Annotated in this window: 11 protein-coding genes; 9 read left to right on the top strand and 2 right to left on the bottom strand. The window is 40.2% G+C overall.

The window, feature by feature from the left end:
- Positions 1–8: 8 nt before the first annotated feature.
- From FTV28_RS04665 to FTV28_RS04680, 4 genes are all read left to right on the top strand, one after another.
- The gene (locus FTV28_RS04665; RefSeq protein WP_004973119.1) at positions 9–857 is read left to right on the top strand and encodes an RNA methyltransferase; all 849 of its coding nucleotides are present in this window, start codon (positions 9–11) and stop codon (positions 855–857) included.
- Positions 850–1647 (top strand): serine O-acetyltransferase, encoded by a 798-nt coding sequence (cysE, locus tag FTV28_RS04670; protein WP_004973118.1) that lies wholly within the window; start codon positions 850–852, stop codon positions 1645–1647. Before FTV28_RS04665 ends, cysE begins: the two co-directional genes overlap by 8 nt.
- Positions 1648–1821: 174 nt before the next feature.
- The gene (locus FTV28_RS04675) at positions 1822–2724 is read left to right on the top strand and encodes an ABUW_2363 family tetratricopeptide repeat lipoprotein (RefSeq protein ID WP_004973117.1); all 903 of its coding nucleotides are present in this window, start codon (positions 1822–1824) and stop codon (positions 2722–2724) included.
- 128 nt (positions 2725–2852) lie between these two features.
- Positions 2853–4847, top strand: coding sequence for a triacylglycerol lipase (locus FTV28_RS04680; protein ID WP_004973116.1), 1995 nt, complete (start codon positions 2853–2855; stop codon positions 4845–4847).
- Positions 4848–4921: 74 nt separating this feature from the next.
- Here the strand turns inward: FTV28_RS04680 and FTV28_RS04685 are convergent, their stop codons facing one another.
- Positions 4922–5965, bottom strand: a complete 1044-nt coding sequence (locus tag FTV28_RS04685; protein ID WP_257222797.1) for a maleylacetate reductase — start codon at positions 5963–5965, stop codon at positions 4922–4924.
- A 254-nt stretch (positions 5966–6219) separates the two neighbouring features.
- A complete protein-coding gene (locus FTV28_RS04690; RefSeq protein ID WP_004973110.1) occupies positions 6220–6399 on the bottom strand; it encodes a hypothetical protein in 180 nt (59 codons plus the stop codon).
- 242 nt (positions 6400–6641) lie between these two features.
- On the opposite strand from FTV28_RS04690, the gene FTV28_RS04695 reads away from it, so the two are divergent.
- The 5 genes from FTV28_RS04695 to mutS all read left to right on the top strand — a co-directional run bounded on the left by FTV28_RS04695 (position 6642) and on the right by mutS (position 12721).
- Positions 6642–7049: a rhodanese-like domain-containing protein gene (locus tag FTV28_RS04695; protein ID WP_096900921.1), complete on the top strand. Its 408-nt coding sequence runs from the start codon at positions 6642–6644 to the stop codon at positions 7047–7049.
- 148 nt (positions 7050–7197) lie between these two features.
- Positions 7198–7632, top strand: coding sequence for a DUF2946 domain-containing protein (locus FTV28_RS04700; RefSeq protein ID WP_154321263.1), 435 nt, complete (start codon positions 7198–7200; stop codon positions 7630–7632).
- A gap of 145 nt (positions 7633–7777) precedes the next feature.
- Complete coding sequence (locus tag FTV28_RS04705) at positions 7778–8035, top strand: DNA-binding transcriptional regulator (RefSeq protein WP_004973099.1); 258 nt, start codon at positions 7778–7780, stop codon at positions 8033–8035.
- 236 nt (positions 8036–8271) lie between these two features.
- Positions 8272–9531 carry an OmpP1/FadL family transporter gene (locus FTV28_RS04710; protein ID WP_179989557.1) on the top strand — a complete coding sequence of 420 codons (1260 nt, stop codon included), beginning with the start codon at positions 8272–8274 and terminating at the stop codon, positions 9529–9531.
- Between the two features lie 550 nt (positions 9532–10081).
- A complete protein-coding gene (mutS, locus tag FTV28_RS04715) occupies positions 10082–12721 on the top strand; it encodes a DNA mismatch repair protein MutS (protein ID WP_179989559.1) in 2640 nt (879 codons plus the stop codon).
- The last annotated feature ends 122 nt before the right edge of the window (positions 12722–12843 follow it).

The raw sequence follows: 12843 nt of genomic DNA on the forward strand, positions 1-12843 counted from the left end.
GATTTGTTATGAGTCAAACCGACAATGCAGCTGTTGCCGCACACCTCTCCCACGTGCGTATTGTCATGGTGAATACCACCCTGCCTGCCAACATCGGTAGCGCCTTACGCGCCATGAAAACCATGGGGCTATGTAAATTGGTTTTGGTTGATCCAAAAACCTATCCGCATCCAGATATTGATGCTTTGGCGGCAGGTGCAACCGATTTAATTGAACAGATTGAAGTGGTTGAACAGCTCGAAGATGCAATTGCCGACTGCCATTTGGTCTTTGGCACCAGTGCACGTAGTCGTACTATTCCTTGGCCACTCTTAGATGCACGCCCTGCGGCAGAAAAGTCGTTAAATGCTGTGGCACAGCATGGGCAAAATGTTGCCATTATTTTTGGACGTGAAGATCGTGGTTTAACCAATGAAGAGCTGGCTTTGGCGAATTATCACGTGACGATTCCTGTCAATGAAGAATATGGTGTGCTCAATGTTGCTCAAGCCATTCAAGTGATTTGCTATGAAATGCGTATGGCTGCCATCGATATTGTCGGAAAAATTGCCGATCCTGCAGCGACGATGCAAGTGACAGATTCTGAAGCGATGCAATGGGATGAACCTTTGGTCAACCATGAACAAATGCAACAGTTCTATCCACATTTAGAAAAAATGCTGGCAGAAATTGAATTTATGGATCCAAAAAATCCACGATTATTGCCTTTGCGCTTGCGTCGGCTTTTCGGACGTATACAATTAGATCGTATGGAATACCATTTACTTCGCGGTATTTTTAGCCGCGTACAAGCAATGAATAACGGTTCATGGAAAAAATCTACATCAACACAGGACGAGGATCAAACTAATGCTTAAACAGCTCAAAGAAGACATTCAAGCTGTCTTCGCGCGCGATCCTGCTGCTCGAAATACACTTGAAGTCTTAACCACTTATCCAGGAATTCACGCTTTAATTATGCATCGTGTGGCGCATGAATTATGGAACAAAGACTGCAAGGGGTCGGCACGTCTACTCTCGTCATTTAGCCGTTTTGCTACAGGAATTGAAATTCATCCCGGTGCAAAAATTGGTCGTCGCTTTTTTATTGACCATGGCATGGGCGTGGTAATTGGTGAAACTGCTGAAATTGGTGATGATGTCACCTTATATCATGGCGTGACTTTAGGCGGCACAACGTGGAATAAAGGCAAACGTCATCCAACTTTGGAAGATGGCGTAGTAGTCGGTGCAGGCGCGAAAATTCTAGGCCCATTCACCGTACATAAAAATGCCAAAGTTGGCTCTAATGCGGTTGTGACCAAAGAAGTACCTGAAGGCGCAACTGCTGTGGGTAACCCTGCGCGCTTTATTATGAAAAATAAACCTGCCGATGATCAGGAAGCACGTCGTCGTGATTATGCTGCCAGTATTGGTTTCCAACCTTATGCAGCAACGCAGGACCAATCTGACCCAGTATTGGACGGCATGCGAGTATTACTAGATCGCTTGGAACAAAATGAAAAACGTATGAATTTATTATGTCAGCGTCTCTCTTTACTTGACCCAAGCTTTAAAAACCCACAGCAAAATGAACAACCTTATAGTGCAGAAGAATTAAAAATAATTGAAGATGTTAGACGTGAGTGTGAAGCACAAAGTAAATAGGGCTGTTTATTTGATCAATCCTACATACTTAAAAAAACTTCGTATCACTGTGTAACTAAGCCCCCTCAATTGTATTGCATGTTCGGAACAGATTTCTTAGACTGACCGACATGCAATATTTTAATCCGACACAATCACCTCTCACTTTTAAAATAAATTGAACGGAAGAACACCATGACCCTTAAGCCTTTGGCACTCAGTATTCTAGCCGCAACGCTCGTTAGCGCCTGTGTTGCACCACCAAAACAAGAAGTAAAACCACCTATCGTATTTACCGAACCTGAATTAAGTGCACCATTCTATGCCTTAAATCCATTTAATTATGATGCCCCACCACCATTTGAAATTAACCTACAAAAAGCAGCAGCACAGCCTGTGACTAAAATGGTGGTTACTAACCCAAATGATCCAAGCAAAAGCATTACCTTAGATCAAAACAAATTGATTGTACCTACGGTCAATAACAATGCCCGTAGCTTGAAGTTTGCAGTTTTGGCAGGTGAAAACGAAATTGACATCACCGAAATTGATGACTTCTTACAATTGGTCGAAGGCAAAGCACGTCACTATCCACCACGTTTTAGCGAACGTCAGGAACGTCGTGGTTTCGAGGCAAAGCTCAAAGAAGTGACACAACAATTAGACACTTTGGCAGCCAATGAAAATGCCTCTTTTGATATTTTGATGCGTGCATTTAAAGCCAGTGTTATGGCACGTAATCTAGACTTAGGCTCTGTTTACACCACACGCTCACTTAACTATGCGCAGCGTATCTTAAAAATTAATCAGGAAGATGCCGAAGCGAATTTCTGGTTTGGTTTCGGTCTGTCTGAAGGTGGCGGTCATCGTGAAGCCATTCCTTATTTAGACAAAGCCATGAAAGCAGGTGTGCAGGAAGCTTATTTGTCTGCGGCAAACAATTATATTGCCATGGAACAAAAGAAAAATGCAGTACAAACTTTGAAAAACTATAAAATCAAATACCCGCAAGAAGCCGAAGTGGCTGACCGTTTGATTGCTGAAATTGAAAAGCAAGGTCGCTGGAATGTGTGGCAAGTGATCGCACCACGCACTTAATAAAAAATCGATACAAAAATACCTAAAAATAGACCGTTTCGACGGTCTATTTTGCTTTCTACGCAATTGAAAAAGCTTTAAAAAAACGTATGATGGAAAAAAATCTTAAAAATTAAGCCAGACTTTCCATGAATAAAATTGTGATTGCTGCATTGCTCAGTACAACACTGCTGTCTGGTTGTCAGGTGGTCAGTGTTAAAAATCAGGCGTTAAAAGTTAGTATTGCCAATGAACGTGATAGTATTTTATCGCGCAAAAAACTGAGTGAAGCCAGTTTAAATGTCTTGTCGATGACAGGACGTGAAGCCAATATTTGTGCCGAAAAACCTGAAGAATGTGTGAGTGCACTCAAGCAAATCCCACAAATTCAGGATGAACAACTGCTCTCAACCGCCAGTGAATTATATTTAGCGAAAGCGATTGAACTGGAAAATTCATCGTCCTGTAAAATCAGTATTCTGAACAGTAAAAGATCGGAAGAACAACAAAAAATTCATCAGGCCAATTATGAACAATGTTTAGATCAGCAATTGCACATGCTCGATCAAAGTATTCGTTATAGTTACGCCTACATGTTTAAAACCAAACGTGCGCCGCAAGACCGTCTTTTTGATAACAGACAAGTCCAAATTCGGGATTTTTATAATCAGGCGATTGCCAAATTGGTCAGCAGCTATGCGCTGCGCTATAAACACGATGAATTGCAACAACAAATTCGTGTTGGCAACAGCATTTATGACATTGATTTTGAGTACTACCCGCAGCTGAAACAACAAAAAATTCAGCAGTTGATGTCAACCTATAACCTGAACTTTTCGGGTTTGCGCTCGGTCACGCGCCGTGATGGTTTTGGGTCTGAATTTCTGGTGGTATTGCCTGAAAATCCAAACGATGATCTGAGCAAAAGCAAATATATTATTGATCCGCTAAAATATGATTATCCTGCAGGAAAAAATCCAAATATTCACCAAGCTCGCTATTTAGCCGCGACAATCACTGCAGAACCACATAGCGCCAATTCCATTGAAGATATTTTGAATCGGCCGCATTTTAAGCTCAAGGCTTATGATCCGTATAAATATGAATCTGCCCAAATTGCACAAAAGAACTACCCGCTTGCAGCTAACTTTTCTGCACCTTATGGCTTGTGGTTAGCGCAAAATAATTTAGGTAAATCGGCTTATTTATCCTTAATTGATCGTGAAGAACGACTCAGTATGCCGCATTTGTACTTACTTGAGCCGTATAATCCGAATAAAAAAGTCATTGTCCTCATTCATGGTTTGGCCAGTAGCCCCGAAGCGTGGATTCGCTTAACCAACGATATTATGGGCGATCCTGTATTGCGGGAAAACTTTCAAGTCTGGCAAGTGTTTTACTCGACCAATATGCCAATTTTAGAAAGCCGTTTCCAAATTTATGCCTTGCTTCAACAAGGCTTTAAACAGGTCAGTCCTTCTGCTGCAGCCAAAAAAGATGCTGTAGTAATTGGACACAGCATGGGTGGTATTTTGGCACGTTTGTTGGTCAGCGATACTGATTTAACTCAACCTGCCATGCAAATGCTTAAAAACCGACGTCTGGAACGCTTTAAATCTGATCCTTTGTTGCAAGCACGTTTGCGCCTTAAACCCATCACCAATTTTAACCGTGCAATATTCTTGGCTGCACCGCATAAAGGTACAGAGTTTGCAGACCGCTGGTTCACCCTTGCAGCACGTAAAGTCATTCGCTTACCGACTGCATTTTTAAGCGCGTTTGCGGATACCTTGCAGCAACATGAAGTCGATTTAAAAAATCTAACCAAAGAAATTGGGCATGGCGTCATTCAAAATGGACCGAGTGATTTAAGTAAAAATTCCAAATTTACGGAATTAACTGAAGATATTTTGCCTGTCAAAGGATTTAAATATCACAGTATTATTGGCAATAATACCGACAGCACTGAGCATCTGTTAATGAATGACGATGTGGTGCATTACAACAGTGCCCACTTAGATGGCGCTGTTTCAGAAAAAATTATTAAAGGCGGACATTCCATTCAGGAAACGCCAGAAGCTGTATTGGAACTGCGACGTATTCTTAGATTACATTTGCAAGATTTAGGCTTGTATAAACCGTAATCCGTCACGGCAAATAAAAAACCGAAGTCTAAGTGGCTTCGGTTTTTTATCTATCATGCTATTTCTCAGCAGTATTAGATTGGTGCTTGTCCCCAATAAGCTTTGGTCAATAAGGCCTCTAATTCGGCATAGTCATATTCGCGTGGATTATAATATGGACTATCGCAGATAATACGTGCCACTTGGGCAGGTGCTGTTTCGGGTAATCCTAAATCTTTAAGTGCCATTGGAATATTCAATCTTTGGTTAAGCTGATAAATCGCCAAGCCCAACTGTTCCCGATCTGACACATTTAAAGCCGCTGCCAGTTGATTCATTGCAGCAATATCTGCATGTCGGTTGTAATACACTGAATACGCCAACACAATGGCGTGGGTTTGCGCATGTGGCAACTGATAACGTCCACCTAAGCTATGGCAAATTTTATGATGAATTGCCATCCCCACCGAACCCAAACACACACCAGCCAACCATGCACCATATAAAGCGTGTTCACGTGCCTGCATATTATGAGGCGCTTGCACAATTTCAGGTAAAGCCTGTGCCAGTTGAGTAATCGCCTCTAGCGCCATTAAACTTACAATGGGATTTTTATCCTGTGCATATAATGCCTCAACTGCATGTACCATCGCATTCATGCCCGAACATGCCGAAATTTCAGTGGGTAAGTTGAGTGTCAATTCAGGATCATAAATCACTACTTTAGGCAAAACTTGAGCTGCTTTGCCTGTGGTTTTCAGCTGGTTTTCGGTGATGCCATACACCGCTGTCATTTCACTACCTGCATAAGTGGTCGGAATTGCAATAATCGGCAAATGAGTTTCTAAGGCAATCGCTTTGGCTAAACCAATCGCAGAGCCACCGCCGAGTGCCAAACAGCAATCGACCTTTAAACGCTGCACATCTTGAATGGCTTGATCGGCAACTTCTTTTGGCACATGCATCACCGCATGAGGATAGACCGCTACAGCCATGTCTTGGATTAGTGCCAATAAACGCTCGCCTGCGGCTTTTTGCCCTGCAGTGGCAATAGTTAAAATACGCCTATAGGTATAAGATCGTAAAATCTCTTGAATTTTTTGCAGATGACCTACGCCAAAATGAACATTGATTGGCAATACCTGATAATGGAATGCTTACATGTTATTAAACTTAAATATTGTCTTTAGATTTTAATAGCATTTAACTATGACTAGGCTGCTGAACAGCCCAATTCTGCAACGCTGCTTTGCAAATATTCAAATAAAACTCAAAACCAACTGTTTTGCTGTAAACACAAAAACCCATGATCGCATGGGCTTTTGGATCATTAAAATTAAATGCGATGAATCATCTATCAATTTTAATGTAAAGAAAACTTATACTTTTGTGCTTAGTCTATTTCTTTTAGGCACACTGCAGACAAAATTGGAATACCAAAACATGGAAGCAACAATAAAATCCAGTATTCCACGACGGTAGCTTCACCACTGATCATATTGATGAATAATCCACCAATGATTAATACCGCTGCAATTAAACCCAGAAAAATTCCAAAAAATCTTGCAGGCATTTGACGTCCCCTGAACAATCGAACAAAAGTGTTAGATCTAGTATATACCTTATAGTTGAATAAGATATGACTTTTTGATCAATTGATGACTTAAATTTTATTAGGATTTAAACACCTGATTTAAAATGTTTTTATAGAAAATCACAACGATATTCGATCAGACACATTTCCTAACAATAATAAAATCTTATTAAATATATAATATTATATTATATAAACTCAAAATAAATGAGTGTGGATGAATGAAAACACCAGATCAACTAATCACTGAAGCCAAAAGTGAAATTACAGAAATTAGCGTGCAAGAATTGCATGAAAAATATTTGCAACATCCCGATATTATTTTGATTGATGTACGAGAACCTGAAGAACATCAGGCTTGTGCAATAGACCGTGCAGTGAATTTTCCACGCGGCATGTTAGAAATGAAAATTGCACAACACCCTGTAGTAAACCACTATTGCGATGTTGAACGTGCTCTTACCAATCTGGCTGAACGAGATATTTACTTACTTTGTGGTACTGGTGCGCGTTCTGCACTTGCCACTCAAGCCTTACAAAGAATGGGTTTCGAGAAAGTCTATTCAATGCAAGGTGGTATGCAAGCTTGGCTGGAAGCAGGTTTTCCGACAGTTTCTTTTACAAGATGATACTAGGGTCTGTTGAATGCTTAAATAACGCTCAATATTAGGTTAAATATTAATTAAAACTTCGTGTAATACTTCAATATTTATCATTGTCATTTTTGTTATAGTATTACATGAATAAATTGAATAAAAGATTGATACAGTGTTTATGATGTGGGGCAGATTGCTAGGATTATTTGCAATCTTGTTACAAGTCGCTGTGTTCCTACAGCCTTTATTACCAGAGAAACAACATTTTTCCTCTGTCTGTGAAACTATTGCCCAAGCATTATTTTTAGAACGCACCGCACCCCATTCTTCGTATTCATCTACACACCATGAAACTGCGACTCATGTTGCATTCGGACTTGAAAGTTCACACGAACATGCATCATCTGAAGATGCGGCGCATACAGATCATGAATGTGAATACTGTCTAGTTTATAGTTTTGCACTACCATTATTTGAAAACAAAATCAGACCAATTTTAGTCCGAACGCAAATTCGGGTTTTGTCTTTTAAAACATCGTTTACACCAACACTATTTCAAACTGAGCCGCTTTTTGTTCTGCCACAAGGTCGTGCCCCGCCCCACTTTGACTCTTGAATTTTCTTATCATTTCTTACAGTGTTGCCATCTTTGCTTCACTCTAAAGTGTAAATTTTGCAGTATCAAATTTATGCAGCTGTAGGACAATACTTATTTTAATAACTCATTGACTTGTTTATTCGACCCTAAGGAGGAGATAACTATGCATCTGCTTCAACACAGTCATAATCATGTGAATCATACTGTAGAGCAAACGGCTTGTTTGGATTTAGCACAACAGATCATTAAAGTTCGGCAAAAAATGAATATTTCACAAACTGAACTTGCGGCAAAATTGTGTATCTCTGCCCGAACTTTAGAAAGTTGGGAACGTGGTGTTCGTCAACCCTCGAGTTCTGCTCAAGCATTAATTCGATTATTTATTAAATCGCCACAATTTGTGTTAGAAAATTTGGCATAAAGCACTTTATGATGATGAATTAAAGCAATGTAAATCAATAAAGAAGCTCCCAAGGGAGCTTCTTTGGTCAAAAGATTTGAAGCATCATTTTGATATACATATAGAATGAATACCCTTGCTGTTTTCATAGCTCTATATTCAAAAATATAATAAAGATATGAATTTATATTCAAATACAAGAATATAACTTTTCAATATACTGCCGCATATATTGTTTTTACTCGATCTATATTCTCATGAAATATCTATCTTCTTTTATCTCAATTGCTGTTATCGCACCTTTGTTTTCAACATCTGCTTTTGCAACAACAGGATATTTCATGCATGCATATAGTGCGAAATCTCAAGGAAATGCAGGCACAGCCATTGCCAATTTTCAGGACAGTCTGACTATTGCAAGCAACCCAGCGGGTTTGAGCTGGTTAGATAAGCGTGTTGATGCAGGTTTAACTATTTTCTCTCCAGATCGTGAGTCTGAAATTACAGGAAATGGTTATGGAGCAAATGGTCAGTATGATGGCAATAGCCGTAAATACTTTGTAATTCCAGATGTAGGTTATGTTCACCCAGTGAATGAACAAGTCACTGCGGGTATTGCGGTTTATGGCAATGGTGGCATGAATACCAATTATAAAAATAATCCTTATGCAGTTTATGATAATACAGGAAGCGCAGGTATTTCATTAACCCAAGCCTTTATTTCACCTGCTTTATCTTGCAAATATGCAGAAAATCAATCTATAGCTTTGGCTGCAAATATTTTATATCAACGTTTTAGCGCACAAGGTTTTGCTGGTGATGTATTTGGTGGTGCTTCGTCCAACGATGCAGCAATTAGCGACCGTGGCAATGACGATTCATACGGTGTAGGTGCACGTATTGGCTGGTCTGCAAAACCAAATGAGAAACTGACCCTTGGTGCAAGCTATTCATCTAAAATTAATGCCAGCCGCTTTAAGAAATATGAAGGTTTATTTGCCAAACAAGGTGATTTTGACGTACCTGAAAGCTATGGTGTAGGTTTAAATTATCAACTTACCCCTGCTTTATCAGTCGCGACAGATTACTTACGCATTAATTATTCAGATGTAGATTCTGTTGGCAATAAACTGGATCAATTATTCGCAAACAATAAATTTGGCACAACACAAGGTCCTGGTTTTGGATGGGATGACATCAATGTCTATAAAATTTCAGCGACTTATCAAGCCTCAGAAAAACTGACTTTACGTGCGGGTTATAGCTATAACGATCAGCCTGTTAAAAATGATCAAACCTTCCTAAATATTTTGGCACCAGGTGTGGTACAAGAGCATTTAAGTGTTGGTGCAACTTGGCAACTCGATGATCAACAAAATGTAAGTGTGGCTTATACACACGCACTCAAAGAAACAGTGCAAGGTAACAACTCTATCCCCGCTGATTTTGGTGGTGGCGAAGCCAATTTAAGCATGAGCCAAAATATTTTGGGCGTGTCATATAGTTTGAATTTTTAAATTCTACATAGCTTGAGTTTGAATAATAGCTTGCCATGATCTGAAAAGATGATGGCTTTTTTTACTTTGATTGTGATGAAGTTTTTCCAAAGTACGGCTTTTAGCTAGAAATAAGACCATGCAAAGCATAATGTTACAACATGCACTACTTTCTAAATGAATCCATAGAAAACAATCAAATTTCGATGCTTTTTATAACGATGAATTACACGAAAAACTCAGTAAAATTCAGCCAAATGACACAATAATTTTCACTTTTAACTTCGCAAATCATACATTTTCAACAGCTAAGCTCTTTGAGCTATGCGATATCATTTTTGAAACTGTGGGTTTAGATTTTATGGGCGATATTTTTTATGGCTGTGTGCTCACTAACACACCCGATCAATTGAATATTATCCATTTAAAAGCTTAAACCGCTCGATGTTCGACTCGTTAGAGAGCGAGCAACAATGACATGCAGGTTCACTAATTTGACTAAGATGGCGTAAAATAAGCTAGTCACATACTTACACTTAAATTACGCTTCAAATTAAAGGACTTCAACTGCATGAACATGACAGAAATCATGGCTGATCTATCTTCACACACTCCAATGATGCAGCAATACTTACGGGTGAAGATGGAACATCCACATTCTTTAATGTTCTATCGCATGGGCGATTTCTACGAATTATTTTTTGATGATGCACACAAAGCTGCCAAACTTTTAGGCATTACCCTCACCCACCGTGGTAAAACTAGTGGCAAACCTATTCCAATGGCGGGCGTGCCATATCATGCTGCTGAAGGTTATCTCGCTCGCTTGGTTAAAAAAGGCGAAACCGTGGTAATTTGTGAGCAAATTGGCGAGGTAACAGGCAAAGGTCCTGTAGAGCGTGGAGTGGTACGGATTATCACCCCTGGTACGCTCACCGATGATGCCCTGCTCAACAGTCATCAATCTTCCAACTTGGTCTCTTTATGCTTACAGCAAAACCAAATTGGTATCGCGTTGCTGGATTTAAGTGCAGGGATTTTTAAAGTTCAGCAAATGGATTATTTGCCTGAACAACTCGCGATTGAACTTTCTCGTTTAATGCCAAGCGAAATTGTGGTCGATGAAGATATTGTCGATCCGAATATTATTGAACAGGTTAAAAAGCAACTTGACTGCCCTGTGACCAAACGCCCAAATGTCGATTTCAACCTAAACAATGCGCAAAAAACGCTTTGTGATCAGTTTGCTGTATCGACACTTTCAGGTTTTGGTATTGATCATTTGCCCTTAGCCAAAGCAGCAGCGGCAGCGTTAATACACTACGCCAAAGAAACCCAAAAAACGGCTTTACCACATATTCGCAGTATTCAATTAGAACAAAGCAGCAATTTTATTGCACTTGATCCTGTGACCCGACGTAATTTGGAATTGGTTGAACCATTATTTGAACACGGCACTTCTTTATTCCAACTGATTAACGATTGCCAAACTGCCATGGGTAGCCGTTTACTGAGTCGTACCTTGATGCAACCTTTGCGTGACACGGCATTGTTAGATGCAAGACTGGATGCAATTCAAGCCTTAATACAAGGTTACCATGAGTCGCCTGTGCGTTTGGTACTGAAAGAAATTAGTGATATTGAACGTGTGCTGAGTCGTGTCGCACTCGGTAGCGCACGCCCACGTGATTTGGTACAACTACGTCAGGCCTGTGCGCAAATTCCCTATTTGCGTCATGCCTTACAGCCCATTGTTTCTGCACAACAATCCGCACTCATTCAAAACCTGAATGAAGAACTGGGCGATTTTCATGGACTGCATCAACGGCTGATGCAGGCAATTGTAGAAAACCCACCTGTACTATTGCGTGATGGCAATGTCATTGCAGAGGGTTTTGACAGTGAACTCGATGAACTACGCAAAATCCGTGATCATGCGGGGCAATTCCTGATTGATTTAGAAGTCAAAGAGCGCCAAGAAAGCGGTATCCCAACGTTAAAAATTGGCTACAACCGTGTCAGTGGTTACTACATTGAACTCACTCGCGCCCAAGCCGAGCAAGCACCTGAACACTATATCCGTCGTCAAACTTTAAAAAATGCAGAACGCTACATCACCCCAGAGCTAAAAAGTTTTGAAGATAAAGTCCTGTCTAGCGAGTCCCGTGCTTTAGCCCGTGAAAAGATGCTATTTGAAATGCTATTGGATGAATTACGCCAAGACATTGCTCAATTACAAATGATGAGCAGCGCGATTGCACAAATTGATCTATTGGCAAACTTTGCCCATCAAGCACGTTTACGCAATTGGGCACGCCCTGAATATAGCCCTGAAATTGGAATTAAAATTACTGCAGGACGTCATCCTGTTGTTGAGGCCTTGAGTAAAACCGCCTTTACACCGAATGATACTTTACTCGACTACAATCATCGTTTGGCAATTATTACTGGCCCGAATATGGGCGGTAAATCAACGTATATGCGTCAAACCGCACTCATTGCCCTACTTGGCTATTGTGGTAGTTATGTGCCTGCCCAAACAGCCGTATTAGGTCCTATTGATCGCGTGTTTACCCGTATTGGTTCTGCCGATGATTTATCGACAGGTAAATCGACCTTTATGGTCGAAATGACTGAGACTTCACAAATTTTACACCATGCAACCTCACAGTCTTTGGTGCTGATGGATGAAGTTGGTCGCGGAACCAGTACCTACGATGGCTTATCTTTGGCATGGGCATGTGTGTTGGATTTAAGCAAACGCATCAAATGTTTATGCCTATTTGCAACGCATTATTTTGAATTGACCGAATTAAGCAAAGAATCTGGGGTGGATAACTACCACGTAACCGCCAAAGAAATGAATGGCAACCTGATTCTCTTGCACAAAGTTCAACAAGGTCCTGCAAGCCAAAGTCACGGTTTGCAAGTGGCAAAATTGGCAGGCATTCCAGCCAATGTGATTAAAGAAGCGCAAAACCGTTTAAGAATTTTAGAAAAACAGCAGCACAAAAATGTCAATTTAGCCGTTCAAGATGACCTATTTGCACCAGCAACAAGCTCAGCTGAACCAGAAATGATTGAACGTGTAATAGAGGTAGAAAAACCATCACCTGCTTTAGATTTATTACGCAGTATAGATGTCGATAATTTAACGCCACGACAAGCGCTGGAACAATTGTATGCTTTAAAGGAACAATTGAACGCTTAGCCGCTGTTATTTCTAAAATATTTGAGCTAAACAAAGACTCTCAATTGAGAGTCTTTGTCATTTATAAGTTTTTTTGATGATTTTATCCCCCTTTTATCAAATTTAGCAGCACTGTCTATATC

The sequence above is a fragment of the Acinetobacter sp. YH12252 genome, assembly GCF_013417365.1.
Taxonomy (GTDB): Bacteria; Pseudomonadota; Gammaproteobacteria; order Pseudomonadales; family Moraxellaceae; genus Acinetobacter; species Acinetobacter towneri.

Coding starts and splice junctions, on each gene's coding strand:
- FTV28_RS04665 (WP_004973119.1), top strand. CDS start 9: ATGAGTCAAACCGACAATGCAGCTGTTGCCGCACACCTCTCCCACGTG.
- cysE (WP_004973118.1), top strand. CDS start 850: ATGCTTAAACAGCTCAAAGAAGACATTCAAGCTGTCTTCGCGCGCGAT.
- FTV28_RS04675 (WP_004973117.1), top strand. CDS start 1,822: ATGACCCTTAAGCCTTTGGCACTCAGTATTCTAGCCGCAACGCTCGTT.
- FTV28_RS04680 (WP_004973116.1), top strand. CDS start 2,853: ATGAATAAAATTGTGATTGCTGCATTGCTCAGTACAACACTGCTGTCT.
- FTV28_RS04690 (WP_004973110.1), bottom strand. CDS start 6,399: ATGCCTGCAAGATTTTTTGGAATTTTTCTGGGTTTAATTGCAGCGGTA.
- FTV28_RS04695 (WP_096900921.1), top strand. CDS start 6,642: ATGAAAACACCAGATCAACTAATCACTGAAGCCAAAAGTGAAATTACA.
- FTV28_RS04700 (WP_154321263.1), top strand. CDS start 7,198: ATGTGGGGCAGATTGCTAGGATTATTTGCAATCTTGTTACAAGTCGCT.
- FTV28_RS04705 (WP_004973099.1), top strand. CDS start 7,778: ATGCATCTGCTTCAACACAGTCATAATCATGTGAATCATACTGTAGAG.
- FTV28_RS04710 (WP_179989557.1), top strand. CDS start 8,272: ATGAAATATCTATCTTCTTTTATCTCAATTGCTGTTATCGCACCTTTG.
- mutS (WP_179989559.1), top strand. CDS start 10,082: ATGAACATGACAGAAATCATGGCTGATCTATCTTCACACACTCCAATG.